This window comes from Rhodococcus gannanensis (assembly GCF_042681175.1).
Lineage (GTDB): Bacteria > Actinomycetota > Actinomycetes > Mycobacteriales > Mycobacteriaceae > Rhodococcus_G > Rhodococcus_G gannanensis.
In genome coordinates this window covers 593,457-607,999 of record NZ_JBHUFB010000020.1, presented here as the reverse complement: position 1 = coordinate 607,999, position 14,543 = coordinate 593,457, and the positions used below count along the sequence as shown (strand labels likewise).

Genomic DNA, 14,543 nt, shown 5'->3' with positions numbered 1-14,543 from the left:
GGCGACGCCGTCGGTACGTGCCGACGCCCCCCCCCGACCCCGTTCGTCACGCCGGAGGGTCCGGCGACCGGCACGACCGGAGAGGACATTCGTGGGCGTCTGGGGACCAGGCAACTTCGACAGCGACACCGTCGCGGACGGGTTGGGTGAGCTGACCGGCCGCATCGTCGACGACATCACCGCCGAGTTCGAGGAAGACTCTCGTCTCGAACCGGACGAATGGGGTGGGGAGATGGTGCCGGCCTGGCTCGAGATCCTCACCGAGATCGCCGAGAGCGGGCGTGTCGGTGCGACCTTCCCTCCGGCGACGGTGCTGGTCGACTGGCGGGACCGGTACCTGCGCGTGTGGGACGGCTACATCGACCAGCTCGAGCCGGCCGACGGTCACAAGGTCGAGCGCCGGGCGGTGCTCGTCCGGACCTTCGAGCGGGCCCTTGCCGTCGCCGCCGAGCGTGAGCGCGCCTGACACTGAGGCGACTGTGTGTGACCGATGGTTACACTCTGTTGATGATCGAGCAACCCGACGACGGTGACGGTCGCGGCCGCGTCGCGTCCGCCCTGGACCGGGTGCGTGCCCTCGACAGTGCGCCGGGCGTCGTCGACGCGGTGCGGCGGGTTCGGCGTGCCCTGCCCGGGGACCCGAGCTTCGGGGATCCCCTCTCGACTGCGGGTCCCGGCGGCGCGCGAGCGGTGGCCCGCGTCGCCGACAGGCTGCTCGACGATCGCCCCGGGGCGTCACGCGAGGTGGGACTCGGGGCGCTGCAGGTGTGGCAGGCGTTGCTCGAACGCACGGGACGGGGCCGCGGCACCCGCGAGATGACACTCGTCTTCACCGACCTCGTCGGTTTCTCGGACTTCGCGCTCGCGGCAGGCGACGAAGCCGCCGTCGAGCTGCTCCGGGCCGTGGCGAAGGCGATCGAACCCCCTGTCACCGAGTACGGCGGACAGGTCGTCAAACGTATGGGCGACGGCATGATGGCCGTGTTCCCGCGCCCCGACCGTGCGCTCGACGCGGCGTTCGCGGCCCGGGACGCACTCGAGCTCGTCGACTGCGCCGGACGCAGGCAGCGGATGCGGGTCGGCGTGCACACCGGCGTCCCGCGGCAGGTCGGCGGCGACTGGCTGGGAGTCGACGTCAACGTCGCCGCACGCGTCATGCAGGCCGGCGGCGACGGCAAGGCGATGGTGTCCTCGGCGACCCTCGACGCCCTCGGCCGCGACCGCCTCTCCGAACTGGGCTATCGCATCCATCCGTATCGCCGCGGACTCTTCGCCGCCGCACCCCGAGGCGTGCCGGACGGACTGCAGATGTACACCATCGAACGGATGTGAACCGGGCATTGCCACCCGTGCGGGTGGGCGCGGACACTGGAGACATGGTTGATCGGGAACAGCGCACACCGTTCTACGGGATCGTCCTGATCCTGGCTGCGATGTTCGGTGCCTTCGCCGTGAACTACTACGCGTTCGGGGCCTACTGGTTCCGGATCGCTGTGTACGTCGTGGCGGCAGCCGTGGTCGCGGTCGGATTCGTGATGACCTTCAGGGACTACTCACACTGAGCCGACGCGGGCCGGACCGACCGGTCAGTCCTCGGGCGTCGGCTCGTGCAGACGCCAGAGCGGCGACACCGGCCCGTGCCCGGAGCCGAGATCGTACGAGGCCGCGAGGCACCGGGTGACCCACTCCTTGCCGAACGCGACCGCCTCGGGCATCGACAGGCCGTGCGCGAGCGCGGACGCGATCGACGCGGCCAGCGTGTCGCCGCCGCCGTGATCGTTGCCGGTGTCGATGCGCGGGCTGGTGAACTCGTGGAACGTGTCACCGTCGAAGAGCAGGTCTGTGGACGCCGTCGACGTGCGCAGGTGCCCGCCCTTCACCAGCGACCACTGTGCGCCGAGCGCGTGCAACGCCTCCGCCGCTCGCCGCGCGGACGCGTCGTCGACGACGTCGATCCCCGTGATCAACCGAACCTCGTCGAGGTTCGGCGTGACCAGCGACGCGATCGGGATGAGGGTGTTGCGTACCGCGTCGAGCGCCTCCGCGTGCAACAGCGGATCGCCGTGCATCGAGGCACACACCGGGTCCACCACCAGCGGCACCGGCCGGTCCCGTCCGATCCCGACCTCGGTGCACACCGCGGCCACGGACTCGATGATCGCCGTCGACGCGAGCATGCCCGTCTTCGCGCCGGTCACCCCGATGTCGCCGACGACGCTGCGCACCTGCGCCGCGACGATCTCCGGCGGAATCTCGTGAAACCCCGTGACACCCACCGAGTTCTGCACCGTCACCGCGGCGACGGCGACGCAGGCGTGGACGCCGAGCATCGCCATCGTGCGGGAATCGGCCTGGATGCCCGCGCCGCCACCGGAGTCGGTGCCTGCGATGGTGAGGACGCGAACGGGGGTCTGACCGTCTGGGGTCAGGGGCAACAGCTTCACAGCAGGACAGCCTATCGATCGGCCGGAACGACAGGCAGGTACACCTGTGCGCCGGTACGGGTGAACTCCTCGGACTTCGCTGACATGCCCGCCTCGGCGGCGGCGGCATCGGTCAGGCCGTGCTCCTCCGCGTAGGCGCGCACGTCCGCCGAGATGCGCATGGAACAGAACTTGGGACCGCACATCGAACAGAAGTGTGCGGTCTTCGCGGGCTCGGCGGGCATCGTCTCGTCGTGGTACTCGCGGGCGGTGTCGGGGTCGAGTGCGAGGGCGAACTGGTCGCGCCACCGGAACTCGAACCGTGCGGTGGACAGCGCGTCGTCGCGTTCCTGTGCGCGCGGATGTCCCTTCGCCAGGTCGGCGGCGTGCGCGGCGATCTTGTAGGTGACGACGCCGACTTTCACGTCGTCCCGGTTGGGCAGGCCCAGGTGTTCCTTCGGAGTGACGTAGCAGAGCATCGCGGTCCCGGCCTGGGCGATCATCGCCGCGCCGATGGCCGAGGTGATGTGGTCGTAGGCGGGCGCGATGTCGGTGGCGAGCGGCCCGAGAGTGTAGAACGGCGCCTCCTCGCACAGCTCCTCCTCGAGCCGGACGTTCTCCACGATCTTGTGCAGCGGGACGTGGCCGGGTCCCTCGATCATCACCTGCACGCCATGCGATTTCGCGACCTTCGTGAGCTCGCCGAGGGTGCGCAACTCTGCGAACTGGGCCTCGTCGTTGGCGTCCGCGATGGAACCGGGACGGAGTCCGTCACCGAGCGAGAAGGTCACGTCGTAGCGTGCGAGGATCTCGCAGAGTTCGTCGAAGTTCGTGTACAGGAACGACTCCCGGTGATGCGCCAGGCACCAGGCCGCCATGATCGAGCCGCCGCGCGAGACGATCCCGGTGACGCGCTTGGCCGCCAGCGGCACGTACCGCAACAGCACGCCGGCGTGCACCGTCATGTAGTCGACGCCCTGCTCGCACTGTTCGATCACGGTGTCGCGGTACAACTCCCACGTCAGCTTCGTCGGGTCGCCGCCGACCTTCTCGAGTGCCTGGTAGATCGGAACGGTGCCGACGGGGACGGGGGAGTTGCGCAGGATCCACTCCCGTGTCTCGTGGATGTTCCGCCCGGTGGACAGGTCCATGATGGTGTCGGCGCCCCACCGCGTCGCCCACACCATCTTCTCGACCTCCTCGGCGATGGACGAGGTGACCGCGGAGTTGCCGATGTTCGCGTTGATCTTCACGGCGAACCGCTTGCCGATCACCATCGGCTCGAGTTCCGGATGATTGCGGTTGGCGGGGATGACGGCGCGCCCGGCGGCGACCTCCTCCAGCACCACCTGCGGTGAAACGCCTTCGCGGGCTGCGCACCAGCGCATCTCGGTGGTGACAACTCCCGCGCGCGCCCAGCCGAGCTGGGTGGTGGCGCCGTTCGGCCGCGGCCACGCGGCGCGGGTTCGCGGCAGTCCGGCCTCGAGGTCGATGGCGGCGTCGGTGTCGGTGTACGGGCCCGAGGTGTCGTACAGGTCCAGATGGTCGCCGGTGCTCAGGTGCACGCGCCGGACCGGCACCCGCACCCCGTCGGTGTCGACGTACTGCTTGCTGCTGCCCTCGATCGGTCCGGTGGTGACGGACGTGACGACAGAGGTGTCCCTCATGAATGCTCCCTACGCCGGCATTACCCGGTCAGGTTCAGACGGTCGACGGCCCTGAGCGCCCTGTCGGGCTAGCCGTCATCTCAGCCCGCTGGTGCGAGCCCCCGTGGTGTGTAGTTGTCCTCGCCGACTCTAGGGCACGGCCGCCGAGGTCCGAATCATGCGCCCGGATTCGGTCGTTCACTGTCCGCACGAACCAGTCTCGCCTATAGTGGCGTAGGTCACATTTGAGTCACGGGTGGGGTAGGGAGTATCAGGGGATGTTCACGGACAAGGCGACCGTAGAAGTGACCAACAATGCAGCTCAGAGCCGTTTCGAACTCCGGCTCAACGGCGACCTGGTGGGCATCCTCGGCTACTGGGACATGGAGACGAACGGCGGAGCCGTCCGGTCGAAGCGCTCGGGTGCGCCGATCGTGTCCTTCCTGCACACCGTGATCACCGAGGACTTCGGGCATCGCGGACTCGCGGCCCTCATGGCGGGGCGCGCGCTCGACACCGCCCGCGAGAACGGCTGGAAGGTGCGGCCCGTGTGCACCTATCTGCAGCGCTTCGTCACCGCGAACCCGGAGTACCGCGACATGCTGGTGCCCGTCTGACCCGCCGAACCGACGGCGGCGATTCGGCCACGATTCGACGAAGGATGGGCGACAACTTGTCGCAGGAGGCGCGCGCGGTCTGCGGTGCTGATTGCATGGACGACATGTTCAGACGGAGCCACGAACCGGAGGCGGCGCAGACGACTGTCGTGCGCGCCGATCCGACATTGGCCCAGGTGGACGACAACCCCGCGCACTCGAGATTCGACCTGTGGGTCGGGGACGAACTGGTCGGCATCCTCGGCTACCGCCGACTCGACGGCATCGACGCGCCCCCGGAGCCCGGCACCGCTGTTGCACTGATGCACACCGTCGTCAAGGAGGAGTACGGCGACCGCGGCTGGGCCGCCGTCCTCGTCCACGAGGTCCTCGAGGAGTGCCGGGTCCGCGGCTGGCGACTGCACCCGGTGTGTACGTACGTGCGGCGCTACCTCGGCACCCACACCGAGTACCTCGCGCTGATCGACGACGACCCGAGCTGACGCGGAACGTCACGGACGCACGATCACCTTCAGTGCCTCACGGGTATCCATCAGTCGGTACGCCTCGGCGACGTCGTCGAGGGAGGTCTCGGCGTCGAAGACCTGACCCGGGTCGATCTCCCCGCCGAGCACCTGCGGGATCGCGGCCTCGATGTACGCGCGGACCGGGGCGGGGCCGCCGTTGAGAGTGATGTTCCTGCCGAACAGGGACCCGAAGCCGACCGGTGCCTCCTCGTACTGCGGGACTCCGACGCGGGAGATCACGCCGCCCGATCGGACGACGCCATAGGCCTGCTCGTAGGCGGGCATGTGGCCGACGGCCTCGAGGACGACGTGGGTGCCGTCTCCGCCGGTCAGGTCGAGCACGTGCGCGACACCGTCGGCACCGCGCGCGGACACCACGTCGGTGGCACCGAACTTCCGACCGAGGTCGGTGCGTGTGGTGTGCCGGCCCATGAGGATGATTCGCTCCGCGCCGAGTTGCTTCGCCGACAGCACGGCGGACAGGCCGACCGCGCCGTCGCCGATGACGGTCACCGTCTTTCCCGGCGCGACCCGGCCCATGTGCGCCGCGTGGTACCCGGTGAGGTAGACGTCGGACAGGGTGAGCAGCGACGGCAGGAGCTTCTCGTCGACGTCGGACGGGATGGTGACGAGGGTCCCGGCGGCCTGCGGGACACGGATCCGTTCCGCCTGCGCTCCGCCGACCCCGGCGGCGGCGTAGAAACCGCCGTGCGGGCACGCGGTGTGGAAGCCCTCCCGGCAGAACGGGCAGGTGTTGTCGGCATAGGCGAACGGGGAGATCACCAGGTCGCCGGGGTTCAGGTTCGTGACCGCCGAGCCGACCTCCTCGACAACCCCGATGAACTCGTGTCCCATCGGCGTACCAGTGCTGCTCGCGGGCATCGAGTGGTACGGGTGGAGGTCGGACCCGCAGACGCAGGCCAGCGTGACGCGCACGATCGCATCGGTCGGCTCGAGGATCACTGGATCGGCGACGTCCTCGACTCGCACGTCTCCGGCGCCGTACATGAATGTTGCTCGCATGAGGGATGTTTCCTTCGGGGTGAACGGGAACGGTTCAGGCTTCGGGGATGGCGATGCCGAACCGCTCGAGTGTCAGGTCGACGGGTTCCGGGCCGCCGCGGACGCCGGTGTCGAGTGCGTCGACTGCCGCCAGGTCCGACTCGTCGAGTTCGAAGCCGGTGACGGCGAAGTTCTCCGCAATACGGTGCGGGGTGACCGACTTCGGAATCGCCGACCGACCCTGCTGCAGATGCCACCGCAACATCACCTGCGCGGCGGTCGCGTCGTGCTTCCGAGCGATCGTGACGATGGTCGGATCGTCGAGGGTGCTGCCGCGGTAGCCGTCGCGATAGAACGTGATCCCGCCGATCGGTGACCACGCCTGCGTCAGGATGCCGTGCTCGTCGTCCGCAGCGATCACACCGGACTGGCGGAAGTAGGGATGCACCTCGACCTGGTTCACAGCGGGAACGACGGACGCCGATTCGAGGAGCTTCGTCAGGTGGTCGGGCATGAAGTTGCTGACACCGATCGCACGAACCTTCCCGTCGGCCAGCAACGTCTCCAGCGCCCGGTACGCCTCGACGGTCAGATCGAAGCGGGTGGGGAGTGGCTGGTGCAGGATCAGCAGGTCCAGTTGCTCGACGCCCAGCTTGCCGACACTCTTCTCGAAGGCGTGCAGTGTCGCGTCGTAGCCGTAGTCGCTGATCCACACCTTCGTCTCCACGAAGATGTCGGCGCGGTCGAGTCCGGACCGCCGGATCGCCTCGCCGACCTCTCGTTCGTTGCCGTAGGCCGCGGCGGTGTCGATGTGCCGGTAGCCGGTGTGCAGTGCCGTCTCGACGGCGGCGATCGTCTCGTCCGGCGGAGTCTGGAAGACGCCGAAGCCGAGAGCGGGAAGCGTGACACCGTTGTTCAGCGTCAGATTCGGAAGCGGGTTCACGGTCATGCCTTTCACGCTAGGAGCGAAGAATCGGCCGGGGGAGGGTCTGCCGGTACCCCGTTCGTCATAGCTCGACGGGTGCCGTCGCCGAGTTCCACCCGACCACCGGAGTGGTTGCTGCGGGAGTGGCCGGCGCGCCCGGTAACGCCAGAACCTCCCATCGGACACCGCCCGGTCGTACCGTCGAAGTCATGGATCTGAAGGCCGAAACGAGTGAGTTCCTCGCCTCGCGCCGCGCCCGGATCACCCCCGACAAGGCCGGCCTGCCCGCGTACGGCGGCAACCGGCGAGTCCCGGGCCTGCGGCGTGAAGAGGTCGCCATGCTCGCCGGAGTGAGCGTCGACTACTACACCCGCCTGGAACGGGGCAATCTTCGTGGCGTGTCCGAATCGGTACTCGAAGCGCTCGCCGACGCGCTGCAACTCGACGAAGCCGAACGTGCCCACCTGTTCGATCTGGCACGGTCAGTGAACGCGAGCGGAGCAGCGCGCTCCCGGGCCCGTCGTGCCACCCGTGCGACCGTACGTCCGGTCGTGCAGCGCATCCTCGATTCCATGACCAGTGCGCCTGCGGTGGTGCGCAACGGTCGTCTCGACGTTCTCGGCACGAATCTGCTCGGCCGGGCCCTGTACTCACCGATGTACGACTCACCCGAGTACATCGGGAAGCGGCCCCTGAACACGGCACGCTTCCACTTCCTGGATCCCACTGCGTCCCAGTCGTTCTGGGGTGACCGGGCGGCGAAGATCGCGCACGACGCCGTCGCCATCCTGCGATCGGAGGCGGGGCGCAACCCCCACGACCGTGACCTCATCGAGTTGGTGGGTGAATTGTCCACACGCAGCGAGGAATTCCGTCGGATGTGGGCCTCGCACGACGTGCATCTCCATCGGACCGGGACCAAGGTGTTCCACCACCCGGTTGTCGGGCGACTGGAACTCGACTTCGAGGCGCTCGAACTGCCGTCCGATCCCGGTCTCCAGCTGAACGTCTACACCGCCGTGCCCGGATCGCCGTCGGAGGAGGGGCTCACCCTTCTGGCCACATGGGCGGCCACGACGCTCGTGCCGCGAGAATCCGAACGGGATTCCGCTCAGGCCGCCGAACCACGAAAGGCCAATTGATGCAGAAGCTGTCGAAACCCGCGACCACGAAGAATCCGCCGGAGCAGTTCACCGGCGACGTCTGGGTCGATCCGATCGCCACACCCCAGGACGCCGGCCAGCGCATGGTGGTGGCGCGCGTCCGCTTCGCACCCGGCGCCCGCACCGCCTGGCACTCGCACGCCCGCGGTCAGACACTGCACGTGACATCCGGCGTCGCGCTCGTCCAGTCCCGCGGCGGTGCCGTGGTGCAGGTGCGCCCCGGTGAGACGGTGTACTGCCCGCCCGGGGAGGAACACTGGCACGGTGCCACGCCGGACGACTTCATGGAGCACCTCGCGATGCTCGAGAACGCGGACGATCCGGCGACCACCACGACCTGGCTCGAGCACGTTACCGACGCCGAGTACTCGGCCCGGTAGCCGTCCGTCAGTCGAGGTCGACGATCACCGGTGCGTGATCGCTCGCGCCCTTGCCCTTCCGCTCCTCACGGTCGATCGACGCGCCGGTGACCCGGGCGGCGAGCGCAGGCGAGGCGTACTGGAAGTCGATCCGCATGCCCTGCCGCTTCGGGAACCGCAGCTGCGTGTAGTCCCAGTACGTGTAGGTGCCCGGTCCGGGGGTGTGCGGCCGCGTCACCTCCGAGAAGCCGATCTCCTCGAACGCGGCGAACGCGTCTCGCTCCGGCTGCGAGGTGTGCGTCTTGCCCTCGAACAACGACGGGTCCCACACATCCTCGTCCGTCGGCGCGACGTTCCAGTCGCCGACCAGCGCGACCTGTGCGTTCGGGTCGTCGGCCAGCCACTTCGCGGCGTCGTCCCGGAGCGTCGCCAGCCACTCCAGCTTGTACGCGTAGTGCGGGTCCGTCAGCTCGCGGCCGTTCGGCACGTACAGGCTCCACACCCGCACCCCGCCGCACGTCGCGCCGATCGCGCGGGCCTCCACGACCGGCGTCGCGACGTCGAGGCTGTCGGGCACCTGCTTCGCGAAGCCGGGCTGGCCCTCGAAACCGACCTGCACGTCGTCGAGCCCGACCCGGGACACGACGGCAACACCGTTCCACTGGCTCAGTCCGATGTGCGCCACCTCGTAGCCGAGCTCGGTGAACCGCTCGGTCGGGAACTGGTCGTCCCGGCACTTGGTCTCCTGCATGGCGAGCACATCCGTGTCGGTGCGGACCAGCCAGTCCACGATCCGGTCCGTCCGGGCCCGGACGGAGTTCACGTTCCATGTCGCCAATCGCATGCCCGCAGCGTAGTGCGGCGCCCCGACAATCCCGGACACCCGCCCCGCCTGCGCCGCCCCGGTCACGGGCTGAACGTGGCTTTCGTTCGGTCTGACGAGCTGAACGCGGCCTTCAGCCAGTCGGGGTGCGGGGTGTACTTGCGGCTGAAGGTGGCTTTCATTCGGTCTGAGGAGCTGAAGGCGGCTTTCAGCCAATGGGGGGTGGCGGGCGTCTCGCCGTCAGCCGGTGGGGGCGGTGGCGTAGCGGTAGCGGTGGTGGTCGACGAGGCCGAGGGTTCGGTACAGGGCGATCGCGCCGTCGTTGTCTGCCTCGACCTGGACGTACGTGTGCGTGGCCCCGCGGTCGCGGCCCCAGCGGATCATCTCCGCGCAGATCAGCATCCCGAGCCCGCGGCGCCGGTGCGGCGGCGCCACCTCGACGGCGCTCAGCCCCACCCAGCGCCTGCCGTCCGGGGCCTCCGTCACCGCCGCACGCGCGATCGCGAGGACGCCGGTCTCGGGGCCGCCGAGCGCACCGAACGCGACCTGCCCCTCGCTCACCGCGGTGAGCACCGACGTGGCGGAGTCGGGAAGCGGCGCACCCCGGTAGTGGTACGTCGAGAGCCACTGCGGTTCCGGTTCGTCGGTCACCGTCACCATCGACTCCCCGTCGGGAAGCGTCAGGTTCGCGATGTCCGCGGCCATCACCTGCACCTCGGGGGAGCAGGACCACCCCGCGGGCGCGGCGCCGAGCCGATCCGGCAGCAGCAACGTCAGCGACCGGCCGCGGTCGGCGAACCAGGCCCGCAGGCGATCCAGGGTGTCGCCCGAGTGCAGGTCACCGAGACGCTGTGCGTTCCCGAGGGGTGCGGCCGCGTTTGCGCGGCGGGTGAACCCGTCGGCCGACCGGACCAGCCAGCCGTTGATCCACGCCTGCTCGGTGCCGGGCCAGCCGTCCGCCGCGGCGAGTTCGAGCGCGCGGATCTCCCGGGTCGCGACCGGGCGGGCGCCGAGGCCCTTGAGGGCGACGACCTGGTCCGGAGCCACCTGAACCACCCGGCCGTCCTGGGCCCGGACCACAACCACCGGCGACACGCTGACGAGTTCACCGATGATGTCGGTGAGGGGCTGCGGGTAGCCCGGCGGCAGCTTGTACCGCATGACGACGCGACTGCCCGGCCGCGGCGCCGGAGGAGTGCTCGCGGCGGCGCTCGGGGACGTGGTCGTGGCTGCGCTCGGGGCCGTGCCCGCGGTGGTCCGGACCGTGTCCGCCGGCACCTCCCGAGTGTCGGCCTCGGCGACGATCGGGCTCGCATCCTCGGTGACGACCGGGGTCATGCCCACGATCGTTGTCCACAGCGCTGCCGTCTCGGCAGTGGTGTCGCGTCGACGCCGGTGGTGCCTGCCGCCCGGCGACGGGGCATCAGTCATCGTGACCGAACGGGTCCTCGACGGTGCCGGGGGTCCAGTTCAGGCCGGGGACGCCCCAGCCGGACCGCTTGATCGCCTTCTTCGCGGCCCGCTTGTGCCGACCGATCAACACGTCGGTGTAGAGGAAGCCGTCGAGGTGGCCTACCTCGTGCTGCAGCATCCGGGCGAAGAAGCCCGTTCCCTCGATCGAGACGGGGTCGCCGTTCAGGTCGACGCCGGTGACCTTCGCCCAGTTCGCGCGTCCGGTCGGGAACTGCTCGCCCGGCACGGACAGGCAGCCCTCCTCGTCGTCGTCGGGGTCGGGCATGGTTTCCGGGATCTCGGACGTCTCGAGCACCGGGTTGATCACCTCGCCGCGTCGGCGGGTGCCGTTCTTCGGATCGGCGTCGTAGTCCGGGCAGTCGTAGACGAACAGGCGCAGCGCCACGCCGACCTGATTGCCGGCGAGGCCGACACCGTTCGCGGCGTCCATCGTGTCGTACATGTCGCCGACGAGTTCGGCGACCTCGGACAGGGGCTGCGTCACCGGTTGCGTCGGCTGGTGCAGTACCGGGTCGCCCACGATCACGATCGGAAGAATTGCCATGCGGCAAGAATAGTGGTGGCCGATGGGCCCATCGGGGACCGGTCGTGGTCGAGACGGCTCCGGCGTCCGCCGACTGCGTTGTGTATTACACCTGCGACGCGCCCGACCGGAACCCTGACCGCGGGTGGTCCCCGTGGTTCAATGATGCGGAAGTACAGGGTTGTAATTCGTTCGTCCCGGACGGTTGTGCCGGTCAGGGCGACGGGAGCGGCAGACCCGGCCGGGCTCGGGGCGGGTGCTCGACGTTGAGGAGTGAGATGGACGGCGCAGTCGCGCGTAGCCGGAATTCGCAGCCCACCGACCAGCAGGACGTCGACGAGGTCGGCGCGGACGGACTCACCCGTCGCGACCACGACATCCTGTCCTTCGAACGCCAGTGGTGGAAGTACGCGGGCGCGAAGGAAGACGCCATCAAGGAACTGTTCCAGATGTCGGCCACCCGCTACTACCAGGTGCTCAACGCCCTCGTGGACCGGCCGGAGGCGCTCGCCGCAGACCCCATGCTCGTCAAGCGGCTGCGTCGCCTGCGCGCGAGCAGGCAGAAGGCGCGCGCGGCGAGGCGCCTCGGATTCGACGTCACGTAAGGTCGACGCCGTGAGTACCCCGCAACAGGCACCGTCGGGACCCCCGCTCCGCGCTCTCGCGATGGTCCTGATCGCCCTGGCGATCGCGTTCGCCGGAATCGGCGCGATGAGTCTCTCCGGTTCGGGGTCAGACTCCCAGGCCGCCGACGTCGTGCCCAGCGTGGCTCCCGTGACGGCGGCCCCCAACGCGCCCGGTGCCTCGACACGTCCCACGACCACGACGCCGGCTCCCGCGACCACCGCCTCGCTGTCCGCGCAGGGGGCGTCCGCCACTGACGTCGACCGCTCGTCGGTCGCGGTGCGGGTGTTCAACAACAGCACCATCAGCGGGCTGGCCGCGGAGACCGCGAGCACCCTCGAGGCCGACGGGTGGACGATCGCGGAGACCGGCAACTACAACACCGGCAACGTCCCGAAGACGACCGTCTACTACTCCGCGACGTCCGCCACGGAGAAGAAGGCCGCGCAGGAGATCGCCGCGGAGCTCGGGATCACCGCCGAGCAGCGGTTCTCCGGCATCGCCTCGGCGTCGCCCGGCGTGATCGTCATCGTCACCTCGTCGTAGCACAGCTCACAACCCGATCAACTATGGGCCGTCGTAGACCACCGGCAGGTCGGTTCGAACGCCTGGCTATGATCAGTGCACTTCCAGCCCACCTCGAAGGAGCGGTTTGATGGCCTTGCTTACCCGACGCGATTCACAGACGACCCGGTCTGGCCGCGTGTCCCTGCGCGTCGTCGCCCCGATGGTTGCTCTCGCGGCCGCGGGTCTCACCGCGTGCAGCCCGCCGAATCAGGAGGCCAGCGACGTTCCCGGCACCACCCCCGCGGTGTGGACCGGAATGGCCGCACCCGCGGACCACGGCTCCGAGGGCCACGGCTCCGAGGGCGGCGAGGGCGCGACCAGTCGTCTCAACACCGTCCTGAAGGGTGCCGACGGCAAGGCCGCGGGCACCGCCACCTTCGTCGGCAACGGTGAGACCGTCGTCGTCACCGTCGCGGCGAACGGCCTCGAGCCGGGCTTCCACGGCCTGCACATCCACTCGGTCGGCGCGTGCGAAGGCGACTTCACGTCCGCGGGCGGGCACCTGCAGGTCGAGGGCCACACCGGGCATCCCGCGAGCGGCGACCTGCCGTCGCTGTTCGTCCGTGAGGACGGCACCGCGAACCTGACCACGACCACCGATGCGTTCACGGTCGAGGATCTGCAGAACCACAGCGAAGGCACCGCGATCGTCGTGCACGCCGGGGCGGACAACTTCGCCAACATCCCGACGCGCTACGCGCCCGCGCCCGACCAGGCCACGCTCGACACCGGCGACGCCGGCGCCCGCGTCGCCTGCGGTGTGATCAGGTAACAGCCGCGCGGGTTCATCGGACCCGAAAGCACCACGCGACGCCGCGACGATGACACCGGCCACAGGCCGGTTCCCCGTCGCGGCGTCGGCGTCTGTGCTGTGGTTGGATTTCGCTGTGGCAGTCCCCTTCGCCGGTTCCCCGCGGCCGACCATCGGTGTCGAATGGGAGGTCGCGCTGATCGACCCGATCACCCGCGACCTGTCCAACACGGCCGCCCAGGTTCTCTCCGCGGCGGACGAACTGGCGGACGGCGAGCAGCCGCGCCTGCACAAGGAGTTCCTGCGCAACACCGTCGAGCTCGTCACGGGGATCTGCGACACCACCGGCGAGGCGATGGACGACCTGCGCGAGACGATGACGGTGCTGCGGCGGGCCGCCGAGCGGGAGAACGTCGAGCTGATGTGCGCCGGCACCCACCCGTTCGCGCAGTGGTCGGCGCAGCAGGTCACCCGTAACCCGCACTACGACGAGATGATCAACCGCACCCAGTGGTGGGGCCGCCAGATGCTGATCTGGGGTGTGCACGTGCACGTCGGCGTCTCCTCCGCGGAGAAGGTATTCCCGATCATCAACGCGCTGCTCGTGAAGTATCCGCACCTGTTGGCACTGTCCGCGTCGTCGCCGATGTGGGCGGGCGTCGACACCGGTTACGCGAGCAACCGGGCGCTGATGTTCCAGCAGTTGCCGACGGCGGGTCTGCCGTTCCAGTTCGACACCTGGCAGCAGTTCGAAGGTTTCGTGCACGACCAGATGAAGACCGGTGTCATCGAACGGCTCGGCGCCCTGCACTGGGACATCCGTCCGGCACCCAAGTGGGGGACCGTCGAGGTCCGCGTGTGCGATGGCGTCTCCACGTGGGCCGAGTTGGAGGCGCTGGTCGCGCTGATCCACTGCCTGGTCGTGCACTTCGACCGGCGACTCGAGGCCGGCCTGGACCTGCCGGGGATGCCGCCGTGGCACGTTCAGGAGAACAAGTGGCGAGCGGCGCGCTACGGGCTGGACGCCGAGGTGATCCTCGACGCCGACAGCAACGAACGTCTCGTCACCGACGACCTGTACGACCTGCTCGAGGACCTGGCGCCCGTCGCGCGCGACCTCGGCTGCGAGCGCGAACTCGCC

At 69.3% G+C, this 14,543-nt stretch carries 18 protein-coding genes; 11 read left to right on the top strand and 7 right to left on the bottom strand.

Going from position 1 to position 14,543, the window contains the following annotated elements; genetic code table 11:
- Window positions 1-91 precede the first annotated feature (91 nt).
- The 3 genes from ACFSJG_RS23580 to ACFSJG_RS23570 are packed head-to-tail and all read left to right on the top strand — an operon-like array spanning window position 92 to window position 1,562.
- Window positions 92-466, top strand: coding sequence for a DUF4259 domain-containing protein (locus ACFSJG_RS23580; RefSeq protein ID WP_378487650.1), 375 nt, complete (start codon window positions 92-94; stop codon window positions 464-466).
- 41 nt (window positions 467-507) lie between these two features.
- Window positions 508-1,332 carry an adenylate/guanylate cyclase domain-containing protein gene (locus ACFSJG_RS23575; protein ID WP_378487649.1) on the top strand — a complete coding sequence of 275 codons (825 nt, stop codon included), beginning with the start codon at window positions 508-510 and terminating at the stop codon, window positions 1,330-1,332.
- Window positions 1,333-1,376: 44 nt separating this feature from the next.
- Window positions 1,377-1,562, top strand: a complete 186-nt coding sequence (locus ACFSJG_RS23570) for a hypothetical protein (protein WP_007535014.1) — start codon at window positions 1,377-1,379, stop codon at window positions 1,560-1,562.
- Window positions 1,563-1,586: 24 nt separating this feature from the next.
- Here the strand turns inward: ACFSJG_RS23570 and thiD are convergent, their stop codons facing one another.
- A complete protein-coding gene (thiD, locus tag ACFSJG_RS23565) occupies window positions 1,587-2,444 on the bottom strand; it encodes a bifunctional hydroxymethylpyrimidine kinase/phosphomethylpyrimidine kinase (RefSeq protein WP_378487648.1) in 858 nt (285 codons plus the stop codon).
- Window positions 2,445-2,455: 11 nt separating this feature from the next.
- Window positions 2,456-4,090 carry a phosphomethylpyrimidine synthase ThiC gene (gene thiC / locus ACFSJG_RS23560; RefSeq protein WP_378487647.1) on the bottom strand — a complete coding sequence of 545 codons (1,635 nt, stop codon included), beginning with the start codon at window positions 4,088-4,090 and terminating at the stop codon, window positions 2,456-2,458.
- Window positions 4,091-4,347: 257 nt separating this feature from the next.
- Here thiC and ACFSJG_RS23555 point away from each other — a divergent pair, with 257 nt between their 5' ends.
- Complete coding sequence (locus ACFSJG_RS23555) at window positions 4,348-4,686, top strand: GNAT family N-acetyltransferase (protein WP_378487646.1); 339 nt, start codon at window positions 4,348-4,350, stop codon at window positions 4,684-4,686.
- A gap of 104 nt (window positions 4,687-4,790) precedes the next feature.
- Entirely contained in the window at window positions 4,791-5,168 is a 378-nt protein-coding gene (locus ACFSJG_RS23550; protein ID WP_378487645.1) for a GNAT family N-acetyltransferase, read from the top strand.
- Between the two features lie 9 nt (window positions 5,169-5,177).
- Here the strand turns inward: ACFSJG_RS23550 and ACFSJG_RS23545 are convergent, their stop codons facing one another.
- Both ACFSJG_RS23545 and ACFSJG_RS23540 read right to left on the bottom strand, forming a co-directional pair.
- The gene (locus ACFSJG_RS23545) at window positions 5,178-6,215 is read right to left on the bottom strand and encodes a zinc-binding dehydrogenase (RefSeq protein WP_378487644.1); all 1,038 of its coding nucleotides are present in this window, start codon (window positions 6,213-6,215) and stop codon (window positions 5,178-5,180) included.
- Between the two features lie 34 nt (window positions 6,216-6,249).
- Entirely contained in the window at window positions 6,250-7,143 is an 894-nt protein-coding gene (locus ACFSJG_RS23540) for an aldo/keto reductase (RefSeq protein WP_378487643.1), read from the bottom strand.
- Between the two features lie 185 nt (window positions 7,144-7,328).
- Here ACFSJG_RS23540 and ACFSJG_RS23535 point away from each other — a divergent pair, with 185 nt between their 5' ends.
- A complete protein-coding gene (locus ACFSJG_RS23535; RefSeq protein ID WP_378487642.1) occupies window positions 7,329-8,261 on the top strand; it encodes a helix-turn-helix transcriptional regulator in 933 nt (310 codons plus the stop codon).
- The gene (locus tag ACFSJG_RS23530; protein ID WP_378487641.1) at window positions 8,261-8,662 is read left to right on the top strand and encodes a (R)-mandelonitrile lyase; all 402 of its coding nucleotides are present in this window, start codon (window positions 8,261-8,263) and stop codon (window positions 8,660-8,662) included. The genes ACFSJG_RS23535 and ACFSJG_RS23530 overlap by 1 nt, the downstream gene beginning before the upstream one ends.
- Before the next feature lie 7 nt (window positions 8,663-8,669).
- Here the strand turns inward: ACFSJG_RS23530 and ACFSJG_RS23525 are convergent, their stop codons facing one another.
- From ACFSJG_RS23525 to ACFSJG_RS23515, 3 genes are all read right to left on the bottom strand, one after another.
- Window positions 8,670-9,485 carry an exodeoxyribonuclease III gene (locus ACFSJG_RS23525; protein WP_378487640.1) on the bottom strand — a complete coding sequence of 272 codons (816 nt, stop codon included), beginning with the start codon at window positions 9,483-9,485 and terminating at the stop codon, window positions 8,670-8,672.
- 219 nt (window positions 9,486-9,704) lie between these two features.
- Window positions 9,705-10,895 (bottom strand): N-acetylglutamate synthase, CG3035 family, encoded by a 1,191-nt coding sequence (locus ACFSJG_RS23520; RefSeq protein ID WP_465270029.1) that lies wholly within the window; start codon window positions 10,893-10,895, stop codon window positions 9,705-9,707.
- Window positions 10,888-11,481, bottom strand: a complete 594-nt coding sequence (locus ACFSJG_RS23515) for a peptide deformylase (protein WP_378487639.1) — start codon at window positions 11,479-11,481, stop codon at window positions 10,888-10,890. The genes ACFSJG_RS23520 and ACFSJG_RS23515 overlap by 8 nt, the downstream gene beginning before the upstream one ends.
- A gap of 257 nt (window positions 11,482-11,738) precedes the next feature.
- Between ACFSJG_RS23515 and ACFSJG_RS23510 the strand changes: the two genes are divergently transcribed.
- The 4 genes from ACFSJG_RS23510 to ACFSJG_RS23495 all read left to right on the top strand — a co-directional run.
- Window positions 11,739-12,065, top strand: coding sequence for a DUF3263 domain-containing protein (locus ACFSJG_RS23510; protein WP_007534995.1), 327 nt, complete (start codon window positions 11,739-11,741; stop codon window positions 12,063-12,065).
- Window positions 12,066-12,075: 10 nt separating this feature from the next.
- On the top strand, window positions 12,076-12,630 hold the full coding sequence (locus ACFSJG_RS23505; RefSeq protein ID WP_378487638.1) for a LytR C-terminal domain-containing protein: 555 nt from the start codon (window positions 12,076-12,078) through the stop codon (window positions 12,628-12,630).
- Between the two features lie 109 nt (window positions 12,631-12,739).
- On the top strand, window positions 12,740-13,423 hold the full coding sequence (gene sodC, locus ACFSJG_RS23500; RefSeq protein WP_378487637.1) for a superoxide dismutase[Cu-Zn]: 684 nt from the start codon (window positions 12,740-12,742) through the stop codon (window positions 13,421-13,423).
- Window positions 13,424-13,538: 115 nt separating this feature from the next.
- A partial coding sequence (locus ACFSJG_RS23495; RefSeq protein ID WP_378487636.1) for a glutamate--cysteine ligase occupies window positions 13,539-14,543 on the top strand: 1,005 nt, incomplete at its 3' end.